This window comes from Klebsiella pneumoniae complex sp. WS1778 (assembly GCF_049472055.1).
Taxonomy (GTDB): Bacteria; Pseudomonadota; Gammaproteobacteria; order Enterobacterales; family Enterobacteriaceae; genus Klebsiella; species Klebsiella quasipneumoniae.
Window position 1 is genome coordinate 769308 of sequence record NZ_JBKGTJ010000001.1, and the last position, 26728, is coordinate 796035.

Sequence of the window (26728 nt, forward strand, 5' to 3'; positions counted from 1 at the left end):
AAACGTCATCATGCAGAAAAAAATCTTACTGGTCGGTGAGTCCTGGACCAGCACGTCAACGCACGTTAAAGGCTTCGACCAGTTTGCCACCGCCACCTGGCACACCGGCGCAACGGACTTTCTGGCCGCGCTCGCCGACAGTCCCTATGCCATTACCTATATGCCCGCCCACGCGGCGGCGACCGACTTTCCGCTGACGCTGGAAGCGCTGCAGGAGTGGGATGCGATTATTCTCTCGGACATTGGCGCCAATACGCTGCTGCTGCATCCGGACACCTGGCTGAAGAGCCGCCGAACCGCCAACCGTTTAACGCTCCTGCATGATTACGTGGCCGGCGGGGGGGCGCTGATGATGATCGGCGGCTATTACAGCTTCCAGGGAATCAACGGCGGCGCGCGCTACCGCCATACCGCGGTGGAGAAAGTGCTGCCGGTACGCTGCCTGGCCTGGGACGACCGCATTGAAACCCCGGAAGGCTGCTATGCCGAAGTGACGGAGTCTCACCCCCTGTTTAACGATATTCCGGGCGAATGGCCGTGGCTGCTGGGCTATAACGAAGTTGAAATGCACCCGGAAGGCAAACTGCTGGCGAGCGTGGCCGGTACCGGTCATCCGCTGTTGGCTGTTCGCGAATATCAGCAGGGTCGTTCGCTGGTGTGGACCAGCGACATGTCGGCGCACTGGCTGCCGGAAGAGTTTGCCAAATGGCCCGGCTATCGCCAGCTATGGATTAACTGCCTCGACTGGCTGACGGAACGCCGCTGATGACCACGACCCTTGAGCTCGCCCGGCAGCTGCTGGGCTTTAACACCATTAACCCGCCGGGCAGCGAAGCTGACTGCATGCGGTTCTTCGCCGACTGGCTTGACGATAGCGGTTTTGAGGTTTCGCTGTCGTCGTTCGGCGAGGGACGCTGCAATCTTATCGCCAGCCTTCCCGGGGCGAAGAGCGGTAAACCGCTGGCCTTTACCGGACATCTGGATACCGTCCCGCTGGGAAATGCCCGCTGGCAGTACGATCCTTTTGGCTCGCAGATGGAAGACGGGCGTCTTTATGGCCGCGGATCCAGCGATATGAAAGCGGCGATAGCGGCGTTTGCCGTCGCCTGCGTTCATCAGCGGGAAGCGATCCTCGCCGGACGCGGCGCGGTATTGCTGATAACCGGCGGAGAAGAGACCGGCTGCGACGGCGCGCGGGCGCTGATCGCCTCCGCAACGTTGCCGGAGGTGGGCGCGCTGATCGTCGGTGAACCCACCGCCAACTATCCGGTTATCGGCCATAAAGGCGCGCTCTGGCTGCGCTGCGAAACGCGGGGGAAAACCGCCCACGGCGCGATGCCGGAGCTGGGGATCAATGCTATCTATCTTGCGGCGGATGCGTTGGGTAAGATTCAGCATTTTTCGCCAGGCGCGCCGCATCCGCTAATGAAGCAACCCACCCTCAACGTCGGACGCATAGAAGGCGGACTCAATATTAATTCCGTACCGGACCGCACGCGTTTTGATGTCGATATCCGCAGCGCGCCCAATTTACAGCACGCCACTATCCGGGAGCGCTTGACGACGCTGCTTGGCGAAAGCGTCACCGTCTCCACGCTGGTCGACCTGCCCGCCGTCCTCAGCCGGGAGGATCACGCGTGGATTAAGCAGGTTTACCAACGCTGTCAGCCGCTGCACGCTGAGCCGATTGCGCCGCGCGTGGTGCCCTACTTTACCGACGCCTCGCTGCTGCTGCCTGCATTGGGCGATCCGCCCTGTATTATTCTCGGCCCCGGCGAGCCGTCGATGGCGCATCAAACCGACGAGTACTGCCTGCTCAGCCGACTGGCGGAGGCAGAACAGCTATACGGTGACATTATTCGCGACTGGATGGCATCACCGCCCGCGACGAAAGTAAAAAATGAGTGACACTGTCACTGAAAGCGCGTGCCATGCATTCAGCGTTTGAATAATTTCGCGGAATAACAGAGGATAACCGCCTCGTACACGACGGTATCCCCACCAGCAAGGAGGCTTAGCATGTCCGTGAAAACCAACGCTGTGCTCGTTTGCACCCTCTCTTTACTTCTTTCCGCCTGCTCGGGTGGTGCTTCTGCGCCGGACAGCGCCGAAGACGCTAAAATATCGGCTGAAGTGGATAAGATACTTCGCGATTATCAAACGGGTTCCGATACTTCACCCCAGGCCAATGCCTCACGCTATCTGGCGCGGATCCAGGCGGCTATATTCGCTAACATAGACCAGCCGGCCTCCTGGCAAGGGCAAAAATGCTCGGTGCGCTTTACGCTACAGCGTGACGGGACAGTGCAGGATCCGACGGTCGAGAGCGGCGATCGGCCATTCTGCGCGCAGGTGATGTCCGCGCTGAAAGTCGCCAAAATTCCGCCTACCCCCGATGAAAAAACTTATCAAACATTCAGCCATGTCGTTCTGGACTTGAAGGCCTGAGCTTGCCCTAGAAAGCGCCCCGGCCATCGCCAGGGCAATGGCTAAAAAGATAAGCTGACAGCCTCCTTAACAGACGCTTTTTGGCGATCGGCGAGGAGTGATTCAATGGTGCTTGAGTCGAGGTGATGAGCGGCAAGAGCGCCGGCTGAACGGGACAGCGCATCCAGGTGCGCTGATGATGGCCTCTTATTCATGACTCAATCTCTGATACATGAAATCAATAAGCCCTCTTGTTTTTGCCGGCAAATAACGCCGATCGGAATACAGGGCGAACAATTGCAAGGGGGCCGCCGATTGTTCAAATTCAATTTCGATTAACCGGCCATCGTCAATATAGGGCTGGCAGGCTTGTTTCGACAGGATGGCATAACCGACGCCTGAGATGGCCGCTCGCCCTGCCATCTCCCCGCTGTTGACCCGATAACGACCGTTAACTTTAATCGTCTCGAATCCGCCCTTTTTATTCACAAACTGCCAGGGAGCGCCTTTAAGCGCATTTACCGTTGTAATACAGGGCAATTCTTCAAATTGCTGTATACGAGAAGGCGTGCCATAACGCTGGATAACGGAGGGGGCCGCAACGATGGTGCAAGGGATGGTCACCAGATGACGGGCTATGTAGTCACTGTCATCCATCTGACCACGACTCACAATGACAGCGAGATCCAGATCATCGCGCAGGGATTCATAACCAGACAAATTGGTGACGCAACTTATCTCCAGGTCCGGATGCTGACAGGCGAAATCGGCAACAATAGCGCCCAGCAGTGCAGGACCGATTTCATTGGGAATACAGATACGTAGTGGCCCCTTGAATTGCATTTGCCGCAACGTTAATTCGGTTTCAGTTTGCTCAAGCGCTTCCAGTAATGGCTTCGCCCGGGTATAGAGTAGATGCCCCGCCTGAGTGAGTTTCATATGTCGGGTACTGCGTTCAATAAGCTGAAGATTCAGTTTGTCTTCTAGCTGAGCAATGCAACGGCTCACATTTGATGCCGGCATTTCAAGGGCTTTCGAAGCCCCAACAAAACTGTCTCTTTCAACTACAGCGATGAAGACTTTCAGCGCATTAAAATCAAGAACTGGCCGCATCAACTATCCCACATATGATAATAATGAGTGCCATTTTTACTATCTAATCGATAAGTTTGATAGTAGTTAAGCTAGGTTATCTTTCATCAACAGGTCGCTTGCTATGCCACGGGTCACCACAACATTTAATCAAAAGGCGCTGATACGGATAGCGCTGGTCATCGCTTTTGTGCAGTTTACTAACGCGCTGGAATATATGATATTCAGTCCTGTTTTTACATTTATGGCCGCGGATTTCGCTGTTCCCGTCTCCTTCTCAGGCTATGTATCCGGTATGTACACCTCTGGAGCCGTCCTGTCGGGAATTATCGCCTTTTACTGGGTTGACCGTTGCAATAAGAAGCGTTTTCTTATCGCTAATATGGTGCTGCTAGCCATAGCGACACTGTTGACAACATTCATAACCCGTTTTCCTCTTCTTCTTACCTTGCGATTCTTCGCAGGGCTGGTTGGAGGGACGACAATGGGTGTGGGGATCGGTATTTTGATAAACCACACGCCGGCTGACTTGCGCGGAAAAATGTTGGCGACGGTGATTGCGTCATTTTCGCTGGTAAGCGTTGTGGGGATGCCCGCTATATTATTTTTGTGTACTCATTACGGTTGGCATGTCGCGTTGTGGTTAATCAGCACGCTCTGTTTGTTGGCATTGCCATTCATCGTCACTGTCATCCCTCAGGACCCCGTCACTTTCGACACGTCTTACGCGCTGCCCCTCGATGTTGATACTTTACTGTTTGCTTCCGGTAATGCGCTGGTACAGTTTAGTCCAATGCTGATCATTCCTGTTCTGGCGCCGTTAATGACGCAGCTGTTGGGGGCTTCTGAAGGCCTGCTGCCCTGGCTGTTCTTCGGCGGGGGACTGGCGGGGTATCTGTCTACAAGAATGACAGGGGCATTAACCTCTCGTTTTTCTGCCTTGAGTTTGGCGACCGGGTCAACCCTCGTTTTTATTCTGAGCTTGCTGATACCCTTCCTGGGCTATCCGCATCCGGCGCTGTTTATGACGTTATTTCTCGGGGCAGATTACAGTCGTCTGGTTTCATCTTCGGCGGTTACGATTCAGTTTCCTGATAACAACCAACGAGCGGGATTCTCTTCATTACAGACGTCCATGATGTATCTGATGACGACTGCCGCATTTTTCCTGTCCGCTTTTCTGTTACCTGACCATCGCATGGCGCTCCAGAATATGGACACGTTGCTGGCGCTATGTGCAATTTCCGCATCAGGATCCCCAATTATTATCATCATTTTGCAAAAAAAACTGGCTAAGCGGACGATCCCGCCCGATCGGCACACCACTGGGTAGAACATGGCGCGCCCTGCCCTGGGCATTAAAAATTATCATTGACCCTGGTGTGGTCGCTAAATGGAGATGAGGGGCGTTTTTTTGTCTGACGGGGTCTGAATTTAGTACCTGGCGGGAAGCTTATGGATTTTAATGAGTCTTCCCTCTTCCATTTCGATAAAACCACCCGTTTTTAAATCTGCAAGTATGCGCATGACGCCGCTGCGAGAAAGATGGGTTTTCTCGCGGATATAGAGTTCCGCTGTGACTGCGGCGCGATAACTCTCATCTTCTTCAATTAAATTGAGCAACTGCTGGCGGATCATCTCGTACGCCGTCGGTGCGCCCTGCGGCATCACATTGTTGTAAAGTCGGCCATACACAAACATCAGTTGCTTTGAGAGCAGCCCCCATAACGACTTTTCTTTAATAATGTCATGAACACGAGCGGTGGAGATCTCGCCAATCACGCAGGAGTTGATAGTTTTAATGTAATCATCGAAGTAAATATCCGTCAGATTGGCAAGACCAAACACGGCGGGACTGCGCGCAGTGGACAGCATCATATTATCGTTTCGGCGATAAACCGCTACGGTTCCCTCAAGGATCAGGTAACACATCCCCTGGCCATTCACCTTGAAATCCAGTTGCTCCCCTCTTTCAGTTTTACGTGGCGTGCAATATGGCTGTAAGTGAGAAATCAGCTCTTGCGCGTAGGGTGAACCTTTGTGAGGTTTTGCTGAAGAGGACATAACCGATAACCTTAAGATTGACCTGTCTGATTATAGCCTGACTTCCTGTTGCGGGTATCCTCATCGTCAGTATTTTCGAGGCAGATGGTTGATATCAAGGAGTATACCCCGTTCCATCGTGATGTACTTCCCGGTTCGCAGCTCTGCCAGAATCCGCATAATCCCGCTCCGTGAAAGATAGGTTCGGCTTTTAATATAGGTTGCAGCCGTAATTTGTTGCCGTATCGCATCCGGCTCTTGCATAAGCTCAACCAGCTGAAAGCGGATGATGTCATAAGCCGACATCTGCGAGATTTGTGCGCAATGTTCATACACCCGGGAGGCCGTGTAAATCAGGAGTTTCGAAAAATGCTCCCATAGATCCAGTTGCGCCACGATGTGATTAAAACAATCCAGTGACACCCGGGCGATCTCTGACGTCTCCAGCGCTCTCACATAAAGATGCTCTGAGGAAAACTGACTACTCACGCCCAGAATAAACGGTGATGATTCAGAATTTAATACAATGCCATCGCCGCGACGGTGCAGCGCGACGCTACCTTGCAATAGTAAAAAACATTGCCGGATATCATCTTTATAATAATGCACGACCTCACCTCTGCCGATCACTACTCTTTCTGCTGCTGGCAACACATGTTTTATCAGAGTCTCGATGTGCCGGAATGGCTTTAATTCCAGGGTAATTGATTTATCTTGGTTTTCCGGGGTGGTTAAGCGCGTGTTCATATGCAGCCTCAATTCCTCAACTGTGATCGCTTTATTGATCGACCGAAGAATTATCTTAAAAATTAAGAAGCCGCGAAATATTGGCCTGGGGTCTAAAAGTAGACCGCTCAAAAGATGCATTCTAAGTTATTGATTTTGTGTCCCATGATCTTTGAGTCTAAAAATAGACCGGACCTTAATAAGCATGATAAAAAAGAAGAAATGTTGCTTATTCGTTAAGTGGGAGTCTACTTATAGACCCACAAAACATTTGAGTTTAAGAAAATGATTAGATAAATTTTAGCCAGTCAGCAGAACAGTTCATGGTCTTACCGTAATTATTTATGGCTGCCATGCTGCACAGTGAAAATTAAGGCACTGGTACAAAAAGAGTGTAACGCTCATCGGCACCCTATTGCCTGAATATAAATGGCAAACAAAGTTAATAAGGAAACAAAGTAATGAAAAAAAGTCTTGTTTTAGTTGCCTTGACCGCAACTGCAGCGCTGTCTATGTCTCACGCTTTTGCTGCCGCTGGCACCGTGAATTTCGTCGGCAATATTCTGGATACTGCCTGTGAAGTCGATGTGGCATCGCAAAACCAGCAGGTCAATCTCGGTAACTTTTATAAAACTGAATTTGCGAGCAGTGGCACAAAAGCGGCTGCAAAGGATTTTAATATCGTACTTAAAAACTGCCCAACCACGGTGACTTCGACCAAAGTACGCTTTGATGGCACCCCCGATCTGACCAACCCTAACCTGCTGGCTATTGATACATCAACCTCCAGTGCGGCGTCAGGGGTGGCGATTAACCTGATGACCGCCGATAAAGTCGACCTGCCTTTGCACGGTGAGAACAGCTATAACTACATACTTAGCAGTACCCAGGACAATACGCTGAAATTCTATGCGCAATATATCTCCACCACGGCATCAGTAACGCCGGGTACGGCCAACTCTGTTGCTAACTTCTCCATTGTATATAACTAATTTTCTTTCAAGAAATGCTGATGGGGTCGATACGGCCCCATATTTCAGAGGTCTAAAATGAATGTTCTTGGCAGTATCTTGCTTACCATCACGATATTGAGTATTGGCGTATCCGTTGCTCAGGCCGGTGTCGTTATTGGTGGTACGCGCGTCATTTTTGATGGTAATAAAAAAGAAGCCTCGATTGGCATAAATAACCCTGATAAAACCCCTTACCTTATCCAGTCGTGGATCGAAACACCTGGGGGGGGTGGCGAAAAGGCGCCTTTTATCATTACGCCACCACTATATCGACTAAATAATGGCCAACAAAACGTCGAGCGCATTGTTGCCACCGGAGCCTTACCTCAGGATAAAGAGAGCTTGTTTTGGCTTAATATAAAAGCCATCCCCTCCGCAGCTAAGGTTGACAATACGTTGCAAATTGCCATTAAAACCAGAATTAAACTTATCTACCGTCCGGCGGCGATGAAAGGCGCCTCCCCTGAAGAACAGGTCGATAAACTACGCTGGCAACGTGTTGGTAATAAGATACAGGTAAACAATCCGACTCAGCATGTCATGAATTTTAACGAGATTTCACTATCAGGTAAAAAATTACCAGATGTCAGTTATGTATTACCCGGCAGTACCGCGATGTTCGATTTACCCTCCGGCGTAACGGGCGGGCCAGTGACATTCAAAATTATTAATGATTATGGCAGTCCCGGGGCAGAACACAAAGCCAGTCTGTAGACCGGCGCAAAGACACTGAGTGGGATTTATGATGATGGCAATGGATTATATAAAAGCACGGTCTCCACGGTTGGCATTATTGATAACCATCGCGCTCTTCGGTAATACACAAAATAGCTATAGTCGCGATTTTTTTAACCCAGAACTGGTTGAACTGGATAATCCAGGGACAGAAAAAGTCGATCTTTCTGGTTTTGAATCTGGCGCGCAAGCCCCCGGGAATTATCATGTCGATGTCGTCCTGGACGATCGGTTAGTCGATACCCGCGATATCAGGTTTGTGTTGCTGAAAGAGCCTGGCGGTGATGATAAATTAGTCCCCTGTTTATCCATTGAGCAATTAGAAAGCTGGGGAGTCAAGACGGGCCTTTTTCCCGCGTTAAAGGGTGAAACATCCTGTGCGAACCTGTCCGCGATTCCCAAGGCTAGTACGGATTTCCAGTTTGCCATGCAACGTCTGGTATTGAGCATTCCGCAAGCGGCACTTTCAGCGCAAGCGCGCGGATCGGTGCCACCGGATCGCTGGGATCAAGGCATTAACGCCGCCCTGCTCAACTACAGTCTGAGTGGGGCGAATAACTGGGCCAAAAATAACAACAGCAGCACCAGCGATAATCAGTATGCCAACCTGCGTCCTGGTCTGAACATTGGCCCCTGGCGGTTAAGAAACTACACCACCTGGTCGCGAGATTCACAGGGTCATGATGCGTGGAAGACGGTTTATACCTATGCTCAACGTACGATAATCCCGTTAAAGTCTCAGCTCACGCTGGGTGACAGCTCTGCCCCGGCAGATGTGTTCGACAGTATGCCTTTCCGGGGAGGACAACTTGCTTCCGATGATGACATGCTGCCCGACTCCCTCAAGGGCTATGCCCCAGTGGTGCGTGGGATCGCCCGGACTAATGCCCAGGTGATAATTCGCCAGAATGGCTATCAGATATACCAGAGCTTTGTGGCACCGGGCGCTTTTGAAATCACGGACATGTATCCTACCGGAGGCGCCGGCGATCTTGATGTCACTATTAAAGAGGCTGATGGCAGCGAGCAGCACTTTAGCGTGCCATTTGCCTCCCTTCCCGTATTACAGCGTGAAGGCCGAATAAAATATGCGTTAACGGGCGGCCAATATCGTTCGTACAACGGCAGCGTGGACAAAACGCCCTTTGCTCAGATGAGCGTTATTCTCGGCTTGCCCTACGGCTTTACGTTTTACGGCGGATTGCAGGAGTCGAGTAAGTACCAGTCGCTCGCCGCGGGCGTCGGTAAAAACATGGGTGACTTTGGCGCTATCTCCAGCGACATCACCCAGGGCTGGTCCACGCCGCAAAATATGCCGAAAACCAGGGGGCAATCATGGCGGGCTCGATACAGTAAAAATTTTGCCGCAACGGGCACCAACTTCGCGATTGCCGGCTACCGCTATTCGACCAGCGGCTACTATGGCATGCAAGAGGTCCTGGATTCTTACGGTGACAGTCATGCGCTTCAGGACCGACGCCGCAACCGTGCTGAGCTGACGCTGAGCCAGGGGCTGGGAGACCGTCTGGGATCGTTGATGCTGAACGCCGCACGTGAAGATTACTGGAACTCAGGTAAGGCGATGGAATCATGGAGCGTTGGGTATAACAACTACTGGCACAGTATTAGTTATGGCCTGACCTGGACTCTGAGTAAGAATGGGGGCGCGGGAACGTACAGCGCACCCCAGAGCGACGATAAAAACCAGATGCTGGCGCTGAATATCAGTATTCCACTGGAAAAACTGTTGCCGCAGACATGGGCAAACTATGGCATGAATGCCAGCAAGAATAACGGTACGACACACAGCGCTGGGTTAAATGGTGTTGCTCTGCCGAATAATGCGCTCAACTGGAATATTCAACAGGGTTACGGCACTCACGACGTGGCCTATACCGGCAACATGAATGGTGATTATCGCGGCACCTATGGTGAAATCACCGCCGGGTACAGCTATGACAAAAATACCGATCGTCTGAACTATGGGATTCAGGGAGGCGTGGTTGCGCATGCCAATGGCGTGACGTTCTCTCAACCATTGGGCGAAACCAACGTGCTGATTGCCGCCCCCGGGGCTGCCGGCGTAGGCATCCAGAATATGACTGGAGCGACAACCGATTATCGCGGATATACGGTTGCCTCTAACTTAATGCCTTATCGCAAAAATGATGTGTCATTAATCACTGAAACATTACCGGCTAACGTTGAGTTAGAACAAACGGTCAAAACCGTGGTCCCTACGCGTGGCGCGATTGTCAGGGCGAACTATCGGGCAAGCGTCGGTGTTCGCATGTTGATGACCTTGACCCAGCGAAACGGCCAGTTAGTGCCGTTTGGCGCAATGGCCAGCATTGAAGGAGCAGAACCAAGCAGCTTTATCGTTGGTGATAGCGGACAGGTGTATTTGACGGGGCTCGATCCCCAGGTAAACCTGATCGTGAAATGGGGAAATCAATCCGCAAACACCTGCAGGGTCTATTACGCGATAAACATGACGAAGCAGAATAACGATGTGATTATCGATAATGCTGTTTGCCGTTAACGTTGAACCAAATTTTTAAATCAGGTGCATAGATATGCGACTTTTCCGATCTGCATTATTAATGCTGGCTTTGTTGTTTCCATTGACGGGCTTCTGTTGTGATTATACTTACATCGGCTCTCCCTATACCGTGGATTATGGCAATATTATTGTTCAGCGCGATGTTCCCGTTGGGCAAGCAATAAGCAATGAGATATATGGTTCCTTAGCACATGCTTATACCTGCGTCACCACCGGCAATGAAGGGTCAAGCTCAGGAATGAAAAGCGCTATTTTACCCTATGTCGCGACGTACGGCGCGCGGCGCGTTTATCAAACCAATGTGCCTGGGGTGGGTATTTCTTTTGGCTTTTACATGAACTCCAAAGCAGGCGCGTCGACGTTTAGCGGCACCGATTATATTGACCGCGGTAACGCTTCAATGTCCAGTTGGTCATCAAACCCTGGAGAACTGGTTATTCACGATTATCAGCCAGTTATACAATTCTGGAAGATTGGTGATATTACCTCTGGCTCAGTAACGGGGCAACTGGCATCGTTTGTCGCCTTTACGATGCAATATCTCGGCGGAGAACAAGCGCCTGAGATTCCCGTGAATGCGGGGGCCGGATCTATTACCCAGGTGGCATGTGCGGTGACAACATCGAATATTGTATTTGAACTGGGTGACGTTTTGGTCACTGAGTTTGGTTCTACGGTGGGATTAACCCCCGCTAATGCGCAGAAAACGCAGAATCTCATTCTGGACTGTGATGCCGGAGCCAATATTAACGTCATGCTCTCCGGCGCACAGAATCCTGACGTCAGTGATAATACCGTGCTGGCGTTAACCGGTCAGGGAAGCGCAGGCGTCGCACAGGGGGTTGGCGTGCAGCTGGTTTATAACAATACCCCTCTAATCCTTGGCAATAATCTTGTTCTGAAGAGAACCAATGGCGGCCAGGAGATGTTCCCGTTAACCGCACGCTACTATCAGACCAATACAACGGTAACCACCGGCATCGCAAATGCGTCCGCAACGCTGAGTCTTACCTATCAATAAAGGCTGTTAAATGAAGATGAATAAACTAATCTTGCTGATGGCATGCGCAATGGTATTACCTGCAATGTCCGCAGACAATGTAGATATCAAAGTCACCGGGCGTATTATCGCTGCGCCCTGCGTCTTTAACGGTGGTAGTGAAAATATGAATGTTGATCTTGGCAATATCCAAGCAACAAACATGTTCACCCCCGGGTCTTCTTCCGATCCGGTTACTTTTCATCTCCTGTTTACCCGCTGTCCGCCGGGCACGCTGAGCGTGACGACCCGTTTTAGCGGAACGCCTGACCCGGAAGCGGGCGTGAATTATTACCAAAACAGCGGCACGGCAACCCGCGTGGCCATTGCGATGTCTGATGCCACAACGGGTCTGTTGATGGGCAGCGGATCCAGCATCACGCAAAATATAGCTGAAGACAGAACGGCGACGATACCGATGAAAGCCATGGTGACCTCCGTGGCGGGAAGGCCGACACCAGGTTCCATTCGCGCCGTCGTCGTTTTAACAATGCAATACAACTGATGGGGCGCTGGCTATAGAGGGTCATAGGCGCGTTAGTCATCATCCCCTTCAGGAAGCTAACAGGGTGAAATAATGTGCTGCGTCTATCATTACCCGAATGCAGGAGCGCTTAATAAATATGTTTCGGTATGGTAAATGGTTAATATTGTAATAAAAGAGTCGGATACCCTCTTCCAATGTGGCCTGACCTTTTTTTTTAGTGATTTCTTTTCCCAACACAATACTACAGTTGATTTCAATTTTAACTTTACGTCAGAAAGCGTTCAGCTAGCAGACGTCATTGTGCTGGCATTATGTCCAGGCGAATGTTTTATTTGCTGCCCTGAACTACAGAAGCGAAAAAAAGGCATTGTGATTGGTTTTGTTGATGATGATATGCGAGCCTCTGCGCTCCCCTCTTGCTTTCAGGATATTATCTTTATCTCTCGCCGGCATTCCGTGAGACAGTTACGTAGAGCAGTACATACGGCCTGGCACCGGCTGCAGCAGACAAATTATCGACAGTCACCCGCGTCATGTTTTGACTGTCAGCCGACCAAATTGTCACCGCAGCAAATCCGCATCATGATCTGTTTATATGAGGGGATGTCGGTAACGCAAATTGCCGATGAGCTTATGATCAGTGAGAAAACGGTCTATGCGCATAAATATATGGTCATGAGTAAATTTAACTTACGCAACGATTATGAGCTAATGCTTCTGCTCAATAAACTGACAAAAAATAACGACTGGCCAAATGGCTTTATAAAAGTTAGCCAGTGATACCAATGCGCTGAGAAGGCAACTGACACAGGGGCGCGAGCCCCTGCATGGTTACCGCCGGCTCATGGCCAGCTTCGCGGCAAATACCAGAAACAGGCAGCCGGTCGTTCGATCCATCCATTTCACCACGGCTGGTTTTTTCAGGATATCGGCGGCATAGCGAGTGGCGGTAATCAGCGTTAACGACCGCAGCGTCCCAATCAATACATGGATAGTGACCAGCAGAAAGGTCCAACTGACGGGTGAATGCCCGGCGGGGATAAACTGAGGTAAAAACGAAACGTAGAAGACGCCCATTTTGGGATTAAGCACATTCCCCAACATCCCGCGCAGGAACCAGTTACTCGTGGAATTGGATTCGGTCGGGTGGGTGTTAAATTGCTGGCGTGGGCGCAGGAGCAGCTGGATGCCCAGCCAACAAAGGTAGCCCGCGCCGCACCATTTCAATAAGGTGTAAGCCAGTTCAGAAACCGCCAGTAGCGCGCCCAAACCAAAGGCCACCAGCGCGCCCCAGATAAAGCACCCGAGATCGATGCCTAACGCGGCATGCAAGGCTTTGCGTCCCCCTTCCGCGGTCGCCGTGCGCAGGATAAGAGCAGTATCCAGACCTGGCGTCAGGGTAAGCAGCGTGGCAGCGAGAGTGTAAGCAAGAAGTGAATCAGTGACGAGCATTTCCTGTCTCCGAAAGAGACAAGGCTACTGAAGCGTTCCCATTTTTGCAACAAGAATGATGAGCCATTCAACGTGGATGGCGTTCCGCCTGGATAACGGCAAGTCCCCTATGAGGCTCTCTATCCAACGCATACAACAACCGGACCTGTTGCTACCAATGGATCCGGTTGCCATCTGCCAGAGCGGAGAAGGCAACTTAACTGATGCTTGCCCTTTTGGCATTTAAAATTCTGTTCGCGCCATCAACAAACCCTTCACCACCTGGAAATTGACTTATCCAGCGCGGCAATGATGGTATAACTTGCGCTATGTCGTTGATCGTGTTCATTCCCAACGTTTTGCTGTAGTAGCTGAACATGGGGGCGTCATTGAGCGAATCACCACTGTAGAAAACCGATGCCTGTTCATCTGATTCTTCCAGTGCGTAAAAATGCTTTAACACCTTTCTGCTCATGACGAGTTTGTCATACCCCCCTAACCACCCCAGTACCCATAGATTATTAATGGTATAGCTGCATTTATTTTCCGCTAATTCGTCAATGAGCTGTCTGGTCTGCTCATGATTTTTGGGAAGTTTGAAAGCAATACTCGTCAGGCGAAAATCCTGATCGTCAGACACTTCAACCCAGGGGTATTTCTGGCGAATCTTGAGAAGAATGTGGCTGATTTTTTCTCGATTGAGAAGATATTTGTCTTCATGCCAGAAGTACCTGTTAATGCCATGTTCGATGGTATTTCTGGTAAGAAATAATCCTCCATTTTCAGCGATGACTCCATCAACAGGCCACATTCTCGCCATCTGATCGGCCCAGCCGGCAGAGGCCGCCGTTACCGGAATCACCTTAATGCCCGCATGTTGTAGCATTTCCAGACTCTGATAGGTTCTGGCCTGCAGCCTGCCTTTATAAGTCAGCGTTTCATCCATATCAGTTAAAACAAAACGAATATTCTGTAGCTCTTCACTCTTAACGTTATCAATTAAATTCATAATTCCTCCATGCTGGCGATATTAATGGCTTTTTTGATAAACGTTAATATCAATTTAGTATTTGTTATTCTTTATTAACTCGAGAGATTTGAACCTTCTTACTGCACGAAGAAAGTCAGCAGGGGCATTATCTGGCCGAAGATTAATTTATTGTTCCGTACTACTTCGAAGCCTTGTGCTTCCCCGCGCCATCGGCAACCCCTGCTTATCGCTTCAACTCGCCCTGCCACAGCGGGGATGACGCCAGCTGTTGGCATACCGTGTCGATAAATACCCGGGTATGCCGCCATCAAAGCGGTCTCTGCGCGGATGGCCGCGCGTGGACAAGGCGCGATCCTGCTAGCTGGCGGCATGAGCCATTGCCCGGACGTGTGGAAAAGACATCATCCATCGCTTGCTTTCCCTGTCACCTCGGATCAGGATACGTCGATATTCATGGAGGCTATGTGATGAAATATTTTATCGGTATGGCGGTGACGTTATTGTTGAGCACGCCGGGGCTGGCGGCGGGCGAGCTTGAGATTAACCAGTCTCCCCTGACGCTGGTACTGAGCGATCAGAATCAGGCACGGGTCTCCTCCTGTGCCGATTTCATTGCGCTGCGTAAAGCGGGAGAGACCGTCGACGCGCTGCCCGGACTTTCCGATCCGGATGGCCGTGCGGCGGAAGCGGCGTTATTTTCATGCTGGCTACAGGCCTACACCATCGATCACACGTTATTCCCCTCTGCCGCGCCGAAACCAACCCTGGCTGACGTGGTTCAGCACTTTCCTGCCAGCGCGGCGTTTATCGTCAGCGATGACGAAAAGCAGGACGTCGCCAAAAACTTTGTGGGGAAAACCATCGCCGATTATACCCCGGACCTGAAAGCAAGGGACGATCGTCTGGAATCAGCGGCCAGCGCCAGCGGCTATGTGCTGGATGAATATTATGCGTTTACCGATAAGCAAGGGCATCAGCTCAACATCGTCGCTCTGGTGGGCTACGCCATCGGCGGTACGGCAAGCGTGAAAAGCTACTATCGCATCAATGACACGCACGCCCGCGTCTGGAGCGTCACCCTGCTCGATGAGAACAGCCCGTTATAAGCGAGGGTTCCCTCTGCGGCGCTACCGCAGAGGGTTTCCCGTTTACCTGGCCAGCCACTGACGCCAGCCGCCCCAGGCGGTGATCTCTGTGGCCGCGCCCAGCCCTCCGGCTTCGCAAATAAAGCCTGTCACCCAGCGGCCGTCGGCCAGCTCAATCTGTCCCAGCCCCAGCGGCGCGGGGATGGCGACCAGCAGCGACCCCACCTCGGCGCTGGGGATCTCCCAGACTTCCACGGCTATCGCGTCCCCCTCTGGCTCGTCACGCACCATCGCCGGGCGCTTGCCATCCGGAAGGACATACAACCGATAGCGCGGCGCGCTGTGGGTCGCCTGCAGCAGCCTGCCGCCCCGCGCCAGCAATTGACCGTTCAGCGGCTGGCCGGACAGATGTGCGCCGCATACCGCGAGAGCCATCCGATCATGGCCCGCGGGATGCGCAGGCGGCGGGCTTTCCAGCCGCGCGCCGCCTGCCAGCGGTAGCCGCTCCGCGCGCTGGAAGGCGTCGGCCAGGCTCAGCAAATACTGATCGGTAAAGGCCCGGCCAAACAACGTGACGCCGGAGGGAAGTCCGTCGGGCATAAACCCGCACGGCACGCTCACCGCCGCATAGTCCAGCAGGTTCATAAAGTTGGTGTAGTAGCCCAGGTCGGCATTGCGGGCGATGGGCTCCACCGCCAGCTCGTCGAGCGTTACCGGGCGCGGAACGGTTGGCGTCAGCACGCAGTCCAGCGTCTCGAGAATGGCATCGCACTGCGCTTTATACCCCTGCAGCTGATACATCGCCTTAAAAGTCGCCGTCGCGTCGATATCAGGCGCTTTCGCCAGCACATCGCGAATGACCGGCAGCACGGCATCCGGCTGCTGCTCAATCAGCGGGCCAGCCACCGCATAGCGTTCAGCAACCCATGGTCCGTCATATAGCAGGCGGGCGGCGGCCAGAAATGGCGCGAAATCGATCGCTACCGGCACGCCGCCGAGCGCCGTCAGCCGCTGCACGGCCTCGGCGAACAGCGCTTCGCTGACGCGGCAGCCGAGGAAGTTAAGCTCCCGCGGGACGCCAAAGCGAAACCCGGCGGACGGCCTGCCGAAGGCCTGACGGCTGTTCCACTGGGGATTGCGGCGGCTGTAGCTATCCTGCTGATCGGATCGGGCAACCAGGGCCAGCAGCTGGCTGGCCTCGTCGGCGGTGGCGCTGAAAAAGGTCACGCAGTCCAGCGTCCGGCAGGCAGGTACCACTCCAGCGGTAGAGATCACCCCTTTCGTCGCTTTCAGCCCCACCAGGTTATTCAGCCCGGCCGGGACGCGACCGCTGCCGGCGGTGTCGGTCCCCAGCGCGAAGCTTGCCACGCCCAGCGCTACCGCCAGCGCGGAGCCGGCGCTGGAGCCGCCGGAGGGATAAGCGGGATGGTACGCGTTGCGGCAGCGGCCATACGGCGAACGGGTCCCGTTCAGGCCGGTGGCAAACTGGTCGAGATTGGTTTTGCCCACCGGCACCGCCCCCAGGGCAATCAGCTGAGCGACAATGGTCGCGCTTTGCGTCGGCCGGTAAGCAAACGCCGGACAGGCAGCGGTGGTGACGATCTCCGCAAGGTCAATATTATCTTTGATCGCGAACGGCACCCCGTACAGCGGGAGCGTCTCTGGCGAATGGCCTTCCAGCGCCGCCAGAAACGGCGCCTGCTCCGCTTCGCTCAGGAGATGAATAAACAGATTAAACTCGGGATTCAGCGCTTCCGCCCGCTGGCGGATCGCCGCCAGCAGGGCGCGCGGGGTGGTGTTGCCGATACGATAGTTCGCCGCCAGGGTCGCCAGGCGTAAATCAAACGTCTGCTGCATCATGCCTTCTCCTCAAAAATCACTGCCACCCGCTGCCCGGCACGCACCGCGCTGCCTGGCTGCACATTGACTTGCTGAACCCTGCCATCGCATGGCGCCAGCAGCGGGATCTCCATTTTCATCGACTCAAGCACCACCAGCACATCGCCGGCACGTACCTGGCGGCCCACCGCGGTCTGCACCTGCCACAGATTGCCGGATACCGGGCTTTCCACCCCCTGTTCCCCCGGCTGCAGCGGCGCATCGCCCGCCTCTTCTGTCGCGCTCTCCTGACTGTCGAAATGAGCCTGGCCGCTGGCGATCCAGCGCTCGCGCTCGTCGTTAAACGCCCGCTGCTGATGGTCGCGAAATGCGCTAATGCTCTGCGCCTCGCGAGCGAGAAACTGCTGGTACTCCGCCAGCCGCAGCGTGCTGTGCTCGATGCGCAGCGGGTAGCGTCCGAGCGGGAAATCGCGGCGAATCTCCAGCAGTTCCTCCGCCGAGACCGGATAGAAACGCAACTGGTCGAAAAAGCGCAGCAGCCAGGGCTTGCCAGCAAAATCAGCCACCTCGTGATAGCGACTCCACATCTGCAGGGTGCGGCCGACAAACTGATAGCCACCCGGGCCTTCCATGCCGTAAACGCACAGATACGCTCCGCCGATGCCCACCGAGTTTTCCGCCGTCCAGGTTCGCGCCGGGTTGTATTTGGTGGTGACCAGCCGATGGCGCGGATCAAGGGGGGTAGCCACCGGTGCGCCGAGATAGACATCGCCGAGCCCCATCACCAGATAGCTGGCGTCAAACACCGTTTGCCACACCGCCTGCTCATCCGGGAGATCGTTTATCCGGCGAATAAACTCGAGGTTGCTTGGGCACCAGGGGGCGTCCGGGCGGACGGTGGTCATATATTTGTCGATCGCCTTGCGGCAGGCGGGATCGTCCCAGGAGAGCGGGAGATGCACCACCCGTGTAGGCACCTGCAGATCGTCGCTCATGCAGACCGTGGCCCACTCCTCGCGGACCCACGCCAGCAGGGTCTCCAGCGCCAGCGTTTCCGGCTGGTAATGCAGCTGCAGGGAGCGGATCCCCGGCGTGATATCAATGATCCCTTCCCGGGCTTGCTCCTCAAGGGCCTGCATCAGGGCATGGATGCGAAAGCGCAGCACCAGATCCAGCTCCGCCTCACCGGCCTCCAGCAGCAGATGGGTATCGCCGGAGAGGCGCGCCACCAGGCGTTTGTCAGCGTCGCCGCAGGTCATCACCACCGGCGAGGTAAGCGGCACAGGCTGCCAGGCAACGTCCTGCGCCTGCAGGGTCGCCAGCTCCGCGCGACGGCCTGCCGCCAGCCGCCGGGCGGTGGGGACGTCCACCGCCACAAAGCGCACTTTATCCCCCGCCTTAAGCTGGCCCAGTTGCCAGAGATCGGCTTCGATCACCGTCACCGGGCAGACGAAGCCCCCGAGGCTTGGGCCGTCCGGCCCGAGGATCACCGGCATATCGCCGGTAAAATCCACGGCCCCCACGGCATAGGGGTTGTCATGAATATTCGACGGATGCAGCCCGGCTTCGCCGCCGCTGTCGCGGGCCCAGACCGGCTTGGGCCCGATCAGGCGCACGCCGGTGCGGCTGGAGTTAAAATGCACCTCCCAGTCGGTGGCAAAAAAGGTCGCCATATACGCCGGGGCAAAGAACTCCGGCGCGCCGTGGGGACCATAGATCACCCGCAGCGTTCGCACTGCCGCAAGCTCAGTGCGCAACCCTGCAGGAAGCGCCGCGCTTTCCGTGGTCTCAGCCGGAGGTGCAAGATGCAGCACGTCGCCGGCGCGCAGCGCCCGTCCGCCGTGGCCGCCAAACTGACCGAGGGTAAAGGTGCTTTTACTGCCCAAATAATCCGGCACCTGAATGCCGCCGCGCAGGCAGAGATAGCTTCTGACCCCTGGCCCGCTTATCGCCCCCAGCCTGAGGGTCGCACCCGCCGGAATAGTGAATACGCAGTCCATCTCCTGGTCGACGCCGTCGAGCGTTACGGCCAGCGGCGCGCCGCAGACCACCGCCTGTACGGCGGTATTAAATTTCAGGGTGGGTCCGCTAAGGGTGATCTCCAGCGCAGCGTCGCCCTCGGCATTGCCCAGCAGACGGTTGCCCAGGCGCAGCGCCCGGTCATCCATCGGTCCCGAGGGCGGTACACCCACCGCCCAGTACCCCAGACGTCCCGGGTAGTCCTGGACGCTGGTCTGGGTGCCGGCGCTCAGAACCTCCACGGTATCGGCCCGGTAGCGCAACTGCTCCAGACAGCGAGTCCAGGGTTCTCCGGCAGTAAACGGCGCAAAGCTGAGGATCTGCTGCAGGTACTGGCGGTTGGTTTCGACGCCGTACAGGCGGGTCTCTGCCAGAGCCTGCGCCAGGCCGGCGATCGCCTCATCGCGGCTGGGGCGCCAGACGATAGCTTTCGCCAACAGCGGGTCGAAAAACGGCGGCACCTCACACCCGGCCTCCACCCAGCGATCGATGCGCAGGGTGGCGCCGTCCGCCGGTGGAAACCAGACGTCGGTTAACAGTCCGGGAGAAGGCTGAAACTGGCGGCCAGGATCTTCGGCGTAAATTCGCGCCTGAATAGCATGGCCCCGGGGCTGTAGCCCGGCGGCCAGCTCGCTCAGCGGCGGTAAATCCCCTGCCGCCAGGGCGATCATCCAGTGCACCAGGTCCACGCCCCACACCTGCTCCGTCACGCCGTGCTCCACCTGCAGTCGGGTATTGACCTCGAGGAAATAGAAACGCTGCGCCGCGCTGTCGTAGACAAACTCCACCGTCCCGGCGCTGCGGTAGTTCACTGCTTTTCCAAGGGCAATGGCCGCGCTACACAGCGCCTGCGCCATCCCGTCCGGCAGATTTGGCGCCGGGGTCTCTTCAATCACTTTCTGGTTACGTCGCTGCAGCGAGCAGTCGCGCACGCCGAGGGCGATAACTTCCCCCTTCCCGTCGCCGAAGATTTGCACCTCCAGATGGCGGGCGCGTTCGATATATTTTTCGAGAAACACCCCGGCGTCGCTGAAGTTGTTTTGCCCCAACCGCTGTACCGTGGCAAACGCCTCGCTCAGTTCGCGGGCGTCGCGGCAGACGCGCATGCCAATCCCTCCGCCGCCCGCCGTGCTCTTGAGCATCACCGGGTAGCCCACCGCCTCAGCCGCCCGGCAGGCTTCCTCACTGTCGGCCAGCAGTTCGCTGCCTTCCAGCAGCGGAACGCCCTCCGCCTTCGCCAGGGCGCGGGCGGTATGCTTCAGGCCGAAGGTTCGCAGCTGTTGCGGAGTCGGGCCAACAAACGCCAGTCCCGCCGCCTCACAGGCTTCGGCGAAGGCGGCGTTTTCCGACAGAAAGCCGTAACCGGGATGGATAGCGCGGGCGCCGCTCTGCAGCGCGGCGGCAATGATCTTCTCTACCATCAGATAGGTTTGCGCTGCCGGCCCCTCGCCAAGGCTGAGCGCCTCTTCCGCTTCGCGGACGTGCAGACTGCTCAGGTCGGCTTCGGCGTAAACGGCGACGCCCTTCACCTGCATGGCGCGCAGGGTGCGCAGAATGCGGCAGGCAATCGCCCCGCGGTTAGCAATCAGTAAGGTATCAAACATAAGCGGAACTCACAGCGAAGCGGGTCGTCCCGCAATAATTCGTCTTCCCCTGAGGTCGTCCCCGGGAGAGCCAGCGCTTAAAGGTGGCGCGTCGGCGTGTGGTTCAGGCGGTCGGCGCGAACGGCGAACAGCCGAAAGGCCAGCAAACGCCAGCGCTGCCAGCGGGTCAGTTCCATACCAGCACCTCGGCGGGGGTCGGGTTCCAGCCGTTGCAGGGATTGTTGAGCTGCGGGCAGTTGGAGATCAGCACCATGGCGTTACACTCCGCGCGCAGTTCCACGTATTTTCCCGCCGCCGAGATGCCATCCTCGAAGGTCAGACCCCCCTCCGGCGTCACCGGCACGTTCATAAAGAAGTTAATGTTGGCGCCGATATCGCGTTTATGCAGACGGCCATCGTGCAGACAGGCGCAGAGAAAATTGTCCCGGCAGCTGTGCATATAGCGCTTGTCGAGAGCGTAGCGCACGGTGTTGCTCTCCTGGGCGCAGGCGCCGCCGAGGGTATCGTGCCGCCCGCAGGTATCGGCCACGATGGTCATCAGCGGATGCCCAAGGTTGGAATAGAGCACGCTGCCGGCGGTCAGGTAGGCGTTACCCTGGCGGCGCAGCGTGCGCTGCGCATCGTAGCGCTCGCGCGGGTTGTCGGCGTTGTAAAACAGAGTATCAATCGCCTGGTTGCCTTCAAGATCGAGCAGGCGCAGGGTTTGCCCTTTTTTTACCTCAAACAGCCACGGCTCCCCGGCGGGGATCACATGGCGATAGACGGCCTCTTCCGGGCGTCGGTTACTGGTGATAAGGGTCATAAACGCCTCCTTACAGGGCAAAAAGTTGGGTATTGCGGAACGCGCGCTGGTTCTCATCGCGGGTCAGGAGCGCCTGGGTGGCTGCGTCTTCATCGTCGGCCTGATACCAGCTCAGCTGCACCGGACGGGGGGCATACTCGGTGGCCGGATCCTGGGGATGCGGCAGCGCGGTGAGCACCAGCAGGACGTCCATCGGGGCATACAGTTCCACGTAATCCCCGGCGCGGCTGTTGCCGGAGACAAAGTGAAAGCGCCCCTCGTCATCGACGGTGACTTTGCTGAAGAAGTTGACCACCATCAGCAGATCTTCCAGACCGAGATCCCATTTCCCCATCTCCACCAGCAGGTTATCGACGCCGTTGCGGTAGAAGCCATTGCGTAATTCCTGGTAGCGTCCGGCGCCATATTTGTCGCGCGTCTCTTCGGCGTTAAGGACCCCGCCGAACGGATCGTGCCAGCCGCAGCTGTCGGCGACGATCCCGGCGAGCACCCGGCCCATATCGGAGTAGAAACAGTGCCCGGCAGTCAGACGCGCGGTATGCTGCCCCTTGAGGGTATCCGGCAGGTTCAGGCGCTCACTTTTCTCATGGGGGTTGAGCATCATCATGCTGACGTTCGCCCCGCCGTCGATATCGGTCAGGCGCAGGATCTGCCCTTTGCGCAAAATCAGCGAGGTGTGCGCCCCGCCGGGAAGCTGCTCTTCGCGCAGGCTGGGGGTGGAGTGAAGCAGTTCAGTCATCAATTTATCTCCTTAATGCGTAAACGTTGGTGTCGCTACCGGCGGCCAGCTGCGCCATCCGCGCTTCATTGAGCGGGATGTCGTAGGTAATACGCGCTCCCCAGGCGTTGGGCGCCTGCGGGTCGATGCGCACTTTGTCGAACACCAGCAGCCTCGTGCCGAGGTTGAAGCCTTCCGCCAGGTCGTGGGTGACCATAAACACCGTCATGCGCGTTTCGCTCCACAGCTGGAGCAGCAGCGCATGCATATCCTTGCGAATGCCGGGATCCAGCGCGCCGAAGGGCTCGTCCAGCAGCAGCACCCGCGGCTGCATCACGAACGCCTGGGCAATGGCCAGCCGCTGCTGCATCCCGCCCGAGAGCTGCGCCGGGTATTTATCCAGGGCGTGTCCCAGGCCCACTTTCTCCAGCATCCGCTGGGCCTGTTGCCGGGCCTCGCGCTTTCTGCCGCCAAACAGGCGCCCCAGCAGCGGGGACGCCGGCAGCTCCAGGCCGATGGCGACGTTATCCAGCACGTTGAGATGCGGAAACACCGAATAGCGCTGGAAGACCACACCACGACTGCGGTCCGGCTCCGCCGCCAGCGGCTGGCCGTCGAGCAGGATGGCACCACGGGTCGGTTTTTCCTGACCGAGCAGCAGGCGCAGAAAGGTCGATTTACCACAGCCGGACGCGCCGACCATCGAGCAAAACTCGCCCTCTTTCACCTGCAGATTGATGCGCTCCAGCACCACGTGGTCGCCGTACTCCTGCCAGATGTTTTTGATGTCGATAAAACTCATCCCCGACCTCCTTCCGCCCACGGGAAACAGGCCTTGTGCAGCTGGCGCAGCGCCAGATCCATCAGCCATGCCAGCAAAGTGATCCAGATGACATAGGGAATAATCACGTCCATCGCCATATAGCGCCGCACCAGGAAAATGCGGTACCCCAGCCCGGCGGTGGCGGAGATGGCCTCGGCGGAGATGAGGAACAGCCATGCCGAGCCCAGCAGCAGGCGCAGGGAGGTGATCAGCCGCGACAGCAGCTGGGGAAGCACCACCCGCAGCACCAGGGTCCAGCTATTGGCGCCGAGGGTCTGCGCCTTAATAAACAGCTCCGCCGGGATCTCCTGCGCCCGCTGCTCCAGGTCGCGCGCCAGCATCGGCGTAATACCGATGACGATCAGCATCACTTTCGACAGCTCATCCAGGCCAAAGACGATAAACAGCACCGGCAGGATCGCCAGCGGCGGGATCATTGACACCACCGTCAGCAGCGGCGACAGCGCCGCGCGGTACATCGGGAAGACGCCGGCGGCGATGCCGATGACGAGGCCGATCAGCGACGAGACGGCCAGGCCCGTCAGCAGACGGCTCAGGCTGATCAGCGTATCGGCCCACAGCAGATACTCGCCGCTGCGTTTGTCCGGGGTGAACGCCATCCGGTCAATGGCTGCCACCATCTGCGACAGGCCTGGCAGCAACTTGTCCTGCGGATTGGCTTCCAGCCGCACCGCCGATCCCATAAACCAGGCGGCGATCAGCACGACAAAAGGCAGCAGCATCAGCGTCAGGCGCATCCCCTTTTGGGGATAACGGTTAATGTGGCGCATGGCGTGGTCTCCCGGCGGCAATCATTAGAGCTGGCCCGCGGCGGCCAGCTTCAGGTAGCTGTCGTCAAAGCGCAGTTTGCGGTTGGCGGCATCGCCGAGGGTGACATTTCCCGGAAAGGTCATGCCGATAAAGTCCGCGCTCTGCGCCCCTTCACCCAGCAGGCCTTTATCGAACGAGAACTGCGCCACTCGCTGCATGGTTTTCGCCAGATCCGGCGAGGAGATAAACGCCAGGGTGTCGGCAGGCGTCCAGAACAGATGGGTGGTTTTCAGCTGCGCCTGATAGCCGGCGAGATCGGTACCGGCGTCGGCGGCCATGGCGCTCAGCACCTGGCTATCCCCGGCCTTCATTTTGGCCATCATTTCAAACCAGGCGCCGGTCAGGGCTTTGCCCAGCGCGGGGTTATCTTTCAGGGTCTGGGTATTCACCACCATCATGTCGATAAGCTCGCCGGGCACCTGCGAGGAGCTAAACACTTCGCTGGTTTGCGGGGTCTTTTTGATAACCGACAGCTGCGGATTCCAGGCCACCGCCGCCCGCACGCCGCTGGTGCCGAAGGCCGAGACGATATCGGCATCGGAGGTATTCACCACCTTGACGTCTTTTTCCTGCAGCCCGGCTTTTTCCAGGCCGCGCACCAGCAGATAGTGGGATACCGACAGCTCCGGGAGATACACCGACATTCCTTTCAGGTCGCTGAGCTTTTTATCCGCCCCTTTGAGGACCACCCCGTCGTTACCGTCGGAGTAGCTGCCGGTGATCAGCGCCGTACTGTCGACACCGCCCGCCGCCGGGATCGTCAACGCGTCCATGTTGGTCATCGTGCAGCCGTCAAACTGCCCGGCGGTGTACTGGTTGATGGATTCGATGTAATCGTTGAGCTGAACGATATTGATTTTGATGCCGTATTTGCTGGCCCATTTATCAATGATCTTTTCATTGCTGATGGCGCCCCAGGGCATCCAGCCGGCGTAGATGGTCCAGCAGACGTTGAACTCTTTTTTGACGGCGGCAAAGGACGGGACGCTGGTCAGCAGCGTCAGCGACAGGACGAGTGAGCGGAGGAGCGGCGATGTTTTCATGGTGGACCTCTGGTTAGCACGAGAAACGGAGCAGCGCGACACCCAACGGTGCTGCTGTCTCCCGGGCTTTTATCCCGCCGTGTAACCTCGCCGAGGTCGCCAGCTCTCGGACCAGACGTTCACCGCGGTGAACCGGAACCCTAGCCAGCTATTGTGTGATCTGAATTGTCTGTTGCGCTGCTTTCTGCCGATGTTCTTGCAAGCACCATGCCAGGAGCCAAATAGCCGTTCCATCAGCGATTTACCGCCAACCGGGGCATCGCCTCCCAAAAATGGGGAGTAAAAGTGGGGCATTGCATGGCTTTGGTGCAGAGGGAAAGCCAACCGCGTCCTGGCAAACAACCGGCCGTTGGTCATGGGGGATGAGTCCTGTAACTCATGATCATTGCGCGGGTAAATGTTTGCCATTACGCCGCTTCGATATTTGGGAAGTAGCAGGGACTTCTCCGCTGCCCCGTCGCCAGGGGGCGTTATCCTTATTTTTCCGCCTGTACGACCCGCCTGACGGTAAAGCATTTAAATGTTGAATACCTACTAACGCTAAATTTCCTGGTTGTGCGTTTTAACGCACGATGATAATATTGCGCCACGTTAAGGAGAGGGGAGGAATGAAATCACCATTCGTTAATCCAGCATGATTAGCCTGTTAAATACAAGTTAAAATCACGCCAATGTTATTTAACACAGAGAGGTTCCATGAAAATATTGCTGATGTTCCCCCCCCTTATTCTGTTAAGTGGTTGTGTGGATCTCGGGGATGTAGGCATACATCCGGAAGAAAAAACTTACTATGTTAATCAGGGAAAAAGCCAGGTGGTTGATTGCCTTCATTATGCAGCCACTAAAGAGAATTTATCACTGGAATATGATGACACTCTCCCTGAAAATGTTTATAAGTACAATCTAATAAATACTGAACCCACGGCTGTCGCGTGGGTTGAAATCAGCAAATTCAACAGCAGGCAGACTTCGGTAGAATTTTATTATGCGCCGCATGCGCCGGATATACATCGGTCGGTCACTGCCATTGCTGAACGGTGCACATAATGCGCAGATAAATAGCAACAGAATTAAGCTATCAGAGAACGAATGATGAAAAGATCTCTCCTTTTGCTAATAACAGTGCTGATGATATCTGGCGAGTTACACGCTGATACTGTTTTGTATCAGGATAGCATTTTTGTCGAGCGATCCCTTTTTTCAGGTGCAGTAAGCAAACCGAAGCACCCTAATAAATTTGCTATGAGTTTTGGCATATGCCAACTGAGAAAAATCATCAGGAGCGTCACGGATAGCGGAGCAAAAAAGACGCGTAAGATTGTCCAATAACTGGCCAGTGCATCCCCCTCCCGGCAGACGTATCTCCTCCGCGTAAAACCGAAATACGAGTGACCCTCTTCAGGTGAGCACGGTGCTT

At 55.5% G+C, this 26728-nt stretch carries 24 protein-coding genes and 1 riboswitch; of the genes, 12 read left to right on the forward strand and 12 right to left on the reverse strand.

Annotated features, from left to right (window positions below; all coding sequences use genetic code 11):
• The first annotated feature begins 10 nt into the window (after positions 1-10).
• The 3 genes from ACLEXF_RS04005 (at position 11) to ACLEXF_RS04015 (ending at position 2448) form a co-directional block, all read left to right on the forward strand.
• Complete coding sequence (locus ACLEXF_RS04005) at positions 11-766, forward strand: glutamine amidotransferase (RefSeq protein WP_023297626.1); 756 nt, start codon at positions 11-13, stop codon at positions 764-766.
• Positions 766-1908: a M20 family metallopeptidase gene (locus tag ACLEXF_RS04010; RefSeq protein ID WP_023297627.1), complete on the forward strand. Its 1143-nt coding sequence runs from the start codon at positions 766-768 to the stop codon at positions 1906-1908. Before ACLEXF_RS04005 ends, ACLEXF_RS04010 begins: the two co-directional genes overlap by 1 nt.
• Positions 1909-2019: 111 nt before the next feature.
• Positions 2020-2448 carry a cell envelope integrity TolA C-terminal domain-containing protein gene (locus ACLEXF_RS04015; protein ID WP_423265730.1) on the forward strand — a complete coding sequence of 143 codons (429 nt, stop codon included), beginning with the start codon at positions 2020-2022 and terminating at the stop codon, positions 2446-2448.
• Positions 2449-2634: 186 nt separating this feature from the next.
• Here the strand turns inward: ACLEXF_RS04015 and ACLEXF_RS04020 are convergent, their stop codons facing one another.
• Positions 2635-3540 (reverse strand): LysR family transcriptional regulator, encoded by a 906-nt coding sequence (locus tag ACLEXF_RS04020; RefSeq protein ID WP_049092257.1) that lies wholly within the window; start codon positions 3538-3540, stop codon positions 2635-2637.
• Positions 3541-3643: 103 nt separating this feature from the next.
• Here ACLEXF_RS04020 and ACLEXF_RS04025 point away from each other — a divergent pair, with 103 nt between their 5' ends.
• Positions 3644-4852, forward strand: a complete 1209-nt coding sequence (locus ACLEXF_RS04025; RefSeq protein ID WP_335895177.1) for an MFS transporter — start codon at positions 3644-3646, stop codon at positions 4850-4852.
• A 101-nt stretch (positions 4853-4953) separates the two neighbouring features.
• Here the strand turns inward: ACLEXF_RS04025 and ACLEXF_RS04030 are convergent, their stop codons facing one another.
• Both ACLEXF_RS04030 and ACLEXF_RS04035 read right to left on the reverse strand, forming a co-directional pair.
• Positions 4954-5583, reverse strand: coding sequence for a helix-turn-helix domain-containing protein (locus ACLEXF_RS04030; RefSeq protein ID WP_049092259.1), 630 nt, complete (start codon positions 5581-5583; stop codon positions 4954-4956).
• Between the two features lie 66 nt (positions 5584-5649).
• Positions 5650-6309, reverse strand: a complete 660-nt coding sequence (locus ACLEXF_RS04035; RefSeq protein ID WP_049092266.1) for a winged helix-turn-helix transcriptional regulator — start codon at positions 6307-6309, stop codon at positions 5650-5652.
• Between the two features lie 440 nt (positions 6310-6749).
• Here ACLEXF_RS04035 and ACLEXF_RS04040 point away from each other — a divergent pair, with 440 nt between their 5' ends.
• The 6 genes from ACLEXF_RS04040 (at position 6750) to ACLEXF_RS04065 (ending at position 12905) form a co-directional block, all read left to right on the forward strand.
• Complete coding sequence (locus ACLEXF_RS04040) at positions 6750-7280, forward strand: fimbrial protein (protein ID WP_049092260.1); 531 nt, start codon at positions 6750-6752, stop codon at positions 7278-7280.
• 57 nt (positions 7281-7337) lie between these two features.
• Positions 7338-8015: a fimbrial biogenesis chaperone gene (locus tag ACLEXF_RS04045; RefSeq protein ID WP_032456061.1), complete on the forward strand. Its 678-nt coding sequence runs from the start codon at positions 7338-7340 to the stop codon at positions 8013-8015.
• Between the two features lie 28 nt (positions 8016-8043).
• Positions 8044-10578, forward strand: a complete 2535-nt coding sequence (locus ACLEXF_RS04050) for a fimbria/pilus outer membrane usher protein (protein WP_080841461.1) — start codon at positions 8044-8046, stop codon at positions 10576-10578.
• A gap of 34 nt (positions 10579-10612) precedes the next feature.
• Positions 10613-11620: a fimbrial protein gene (locus ACLEXF_RS04055; RefSeq protein ID WP_032456062.1), complete on the forward strand. Its 1008-nt coding sequence runs from the start codon at positions 10613-10615 to the stop codon at positions 11618-11620.
• Between the two features lie 10 nt (positions 11621-11630).
• Positions 11631-12143, forward strand: a complete 513-nt coding sequence (locus ACLEXF_RS04060) for a fimbrial protein (protein ID WP_032456063.1) — start codon at positions 11631-11633, stop codon at positions 12141-12143.
• Between the two features lie 135 nt (positions 12144-12278).
• Positions 12279-12905: a helix-turn-helix transcriptional regulator gene (locus tag ACLEXF_RS04065; RefSeq protein WP_032456064.1), complete on the forward strand. Its 627-nt coding sequence runs from the start codon at positions 12279-12281 to the stop codon at positions 12903-12905.
• A 51-nt stretch (positions 12906-12956) separates the two neighbouring features.
• Here ACLEXF_RS04065 and ACLEXF_RS04070 read toward each other — a convergent pair whose 3' ends face one another.
• Together ACLEXF_RS04070 and ACLEXF_RS04075 are read right to left on the reverse strand one after the other, a co-directional pair.
• The gene (locus ACLEXF_RS04070; RefSeq protein WP_423265731.1) at positions 12957-13577 is read right to left on the reverse strand and encodes a LysE family translocator; all 621 of its coding nucleotides are present in this window, start codon (positions 13575-13577) and stop codon (positions 12957-12959) included.
• 196 nt (positions 13578-13773) lie between these two features.
• Positions 13774-14565 (reverse strand): HAD-IIB family hydrolase, encoded by a 792-nt coding sequence (locus ACLEXF_RS04075; RefSeq protein ID WP_053810378.1) that lies wholly within the window; start codon positions 14563-14565, stop codon positions 13774-13776.
• 449 nt (positions 14566-15014) lie between these two features.
• On the opposite strand from ACLEXF_RS04075, the gene ACLEXF_RS04080 reads away from it, so the two are divergent.
• Positions 15015-15653, forward strand: a complete 639-nt coding sequence (locus ACLEXF_RS04080; RefSeq protein ID WP_135683720.1) for a hypothetical protein — start codon at positions 15015-15017, stop codon at positions 15651-15653.
• Positions 15654-15695: 42 nt separating this feature from the next.
• Here ACLEXF_RS04080 and atzF read toward each other — a convergent pair whose 3' ends face one another.
• The 7 genes from atzF to ACLEXF_RS04115 form a co-directional block, all read right to left on the reverse strand.
• The gene (atzF, locus tag ACLEXF_RS04085) at positions 15696-17492 is read right to left on the reverse strand and encodes an allophanate hydrolase (RefSeq protein ID WP_407259792.1); all 1797 of its coding nucleotides are present in this window, start codon (positions 17490-17492) and stop codon (positions 15696-15698) included.
• Positions 17489-21094 carry an urea carboxylase gene (gene uca, locus ACLEXF_RS04090; RefSeq protein ID WP_407259791.1) on the reverse strand — a complete coding sequence of 1202 codons (3606 nt, stop codon included), beginning with the start codon at positions 21092-21094 and terminating at the stop codon, positions 17489-17491. Before uca ends, atzF begins: the two co-directional genes overlap by 4 nt.
• 166 nt (positions 21095-21260) lie before the next feature.
• Positions 21261-21896: an urea amidolyase associated protein UAAP2 gene (locus ACLEXF_RS04095; protein ID WP_017900291.1), complete on the reverse strand. Its 636-nt coding sequence runs from the start codon at positions 21894-21896 to the stop codon at positions 21261-21263.
• A gap of 10 nt (positions 21897-21906) precedes the next feature.
• Entirely contained in the window at positions 21907-22635 is a 729-nt protein-coding gene (locus tag ACLEXF_RS04100) for an urea amidolyase associated protein UAAP1 (RefSeq protein WP_124989253.1), read from the reverse strand.
• 4 nt (positions 22636-22639) lie between these two features.
• Complete coding sequence (locus tag ACLEXF_RS04105) at positions 22640-23416, reverse strand: ABC transporter ATP-binding protein (protein WP_004205863.1); 777 nt, start codon at positions 23414-23416, stop codon at positions 22640-22642.
• Positions 23413-24228 carry an ABC transporter permease gene (locus ACLEXF_RS04110; RefSeq protein WP_043519578.1) on the reverse strand — a complete coding sequence of 272 codons (816 nt, stop codon included), beginning with the start codon at positions 24226-24228 and terminating at the stop codon, positions 23413-23415. The genes ACLEXF_RS04105 and ACLEXF_RS04110 overlap by 4 nt, the downstream gene beginning before the upstream one ends.
• A gap of 24 nt (positions 24229-24252) precedes the next feature.
• Positions 24253-25311: a putative urea ABC transporter substrate-binding protein gene (locus tag ACLEXF_RS04115; RefSeq protein WP_407259790.1), complete on the reverse strand. Its 1059-nt coding sequence runs from the start codon at positions 25309-25311 to the stop codon at positions 24253-24255.
• Between the two features lie 56 nt (positions 25312-25367).
• A riboswitch (guanidine-I (ykkC/yxkD leader) is annotated at positions 25368-25466 on the reverse strand.
• Positions 25467-26007: 541 nt separating this feature from the next.
• On the opposite strand from ACLEXF_RS04115, the gene ACLEXF_RS04120 reads away from it, so the two are divergent.
• Positions 26008-26358 (forward strand): hypothetical protein, encoded by a 351-nt coding sequence (locus ACLEXF_RS04120; RefSeq protein WP_071996704.1) that lies wholly within the window; start codon positions 26008-26010, stop codon positions 26356-26358.
• The last annotated feature ends 370 nt before the right edge of the window (positions 26359-26728 follow it).

Excerpts from the sequence above, each read along its gene's own strand:
- ACLEXF_RS04005 (WP_023297626.1), top strand. The coding sequence starts at position 11 with ATGCAGAAAAAAATCTTACTGGTCGGTGAGTCCTGGACCAGCACGTCA.
- ACLEXF_RS04010 (WP_023297627.1), top strand. The coding sequence starts at position 766 with ATGACCACGACCCTTGAGCTCGCCCGGCAGCTGCTGGGCTTTAACACC.
- ACLEXF_RS04015 (WP_423265730.1), top strand. The coding sequence starts at position 2,020 with ATGTCCGTGAAAACCAACGCTGTGCTCGTTTGCACCCTCTCTTTACTT.
- ACLEXF_RS04020 (WP_049092257.1), bottom strand. The coding sequence starts at position 3,540 with ATGCGGCCAGTTCTTGATTTTAATGCGCTGAAAGTCTTCATCGCTGTA.
- ACLEXF_RS04025 (WP_335895177.1), top strand. The coding sequence starts at position 3,644 with ATGCCACGGGTCACCACAACATTTAATCAAAAGGCGCTGATACGGATA.
- ACLEXF_RS04030 (WP_049092259.1), bottom strand. The coding sequence starts at position 5,583 with ATGTCCTCTTCAGCAAAACCTCACAAAGGTTCACCCTACGCGCAAGAG.
- ACLEXF_RS04035 (WP_049092266.1), bottom strand. The coding sequence starts at position 6,309 with ATGAACACGCGCTTAACCACCCCGGAAAACCAAGATAAATCAATTACC.
- ACLEXF_RS04040 (WP_049092260.1), top strand. The coding sequence starts at position 6,750 with ATGAAAAAAAGTCTTGTTTTAGTTGCCTTGACCGCAACTGCAGCGCTG.
- ACLEXF_RS04045 (WP_032456061.1), top strand. The coding sequence starts at position 7,338 with ATGAATGTTCTTGGCAGTATCTTGCTTACCATCACGATATTGAGTATT.
- ACLEXF_RS04050 (WP_080841461.1), top strand. The coding sequence starts at position 8,044 with ATGATGATGGCAATGGATTATATAAAAGCACGGTCTCCACGGTTGGCA.
- ACLEXF_RS04055 (WP_032456062.1), top strand. The coding sequence starts at position 10,613 with ATGCGACTTTTCCGATCTGCATTATTAATGCTGGCTTTGTTGTTTCCA.
- ACLEXF_RS04060 (WP_032456063.1), top strand. The coding sequence starts at position 11,631 with ATGAAGATGAATAAACTAATCTTGCTGATGGCATGCGCAATGGTATTA.
- ACLEXF_RS04065 (WP_032456064.1), top strand. The coding sequence starts at position 12,279 with ATGGTTAATATTGTAATAAAAGAGTCGGATACCCTCTTCCAATGTGGC.
- ACLEXF_RS04070 (WP_423265731.1), bottom strand. The coding sequence starts at position 13,577 with ATGCTCGTCACTGATTCACTTCTTGCTTACACTCTCGCTGCCACGCTG.
- ACLEXF_RS04075 (WP_053810378.1), bottom strand. The coding sequence starts at position 14,565 with ATGAATTTAATTGATAACGTTAAGAGTGAAGAGCTACAGAATATTCGT.
- ACLEXF_RS04080 (WP_135683720.1), top strand. The coding sequence starts at position 15,015 with ATGAAATATTTTATCGGTATGGCGGTGACGTTATTGTTGAGCACGCCG.
- atzF (WP_407259792.1), bottom strand. The coding sequence starts at position 17,492 with ATGATGCAGCAGACGTTTGATTTACGCCTGGCGACCCTGGCGGCGAAC.
- uca (WP_407259791.1), bottom strand. The coding sequence starts at position 21,094 with ATGTTTGATACCTTACTGATTGCTAACCGCGGGGCGATTGCCTGCCGC.
- ACLEXF_RS04095 (WP_017900291.1), bottom strand. The coding sequence starts at position 21,896 with ATGACCCTTATCACCAGTAACCGACGCCCGGAAGAGGCCGTCTATCGC.
- ACLEXF_RS04100 (WP_124989253.1), bottom strand. The coding sequence starts at position 22,635 with ATGACTGAACTGCTTCACTCCACCCCCAGCCTGCGCGAAGAGCAGCTT.
- ACLEXF_RS04105 (WP_004205863.1), bottom strand. The coding sequence starts at position 23,416 with ATGAGTTTTATCGACATCAAAAACATCTGGCAGGAGTACGGCGACCAC.
- ACLEXF_RS04110 (WP_043519578.1), bottom strand. The coding sequence starts at position 24,228 with ATGCGCCACATTAACCGTTATCCCCAAAAGGGGATGCGCCTGACGCTG.
- ACLEXF_RS04115 (WP_407259790.1), bottom strand. The coding sequence starts at position 25,311 with ATGAAAACATCGCCGCTCCTCCGCTCACTCGTCCTGTCGCTGACGCTG.
- ACLEXF_RS04120 (WP_071996704.1), top strand. The coding sequence starts at position 26,008 with ATGAAAATATTGCTGATGTTCCCCCCCCTTATTCTGTTAAGTGGTTGT.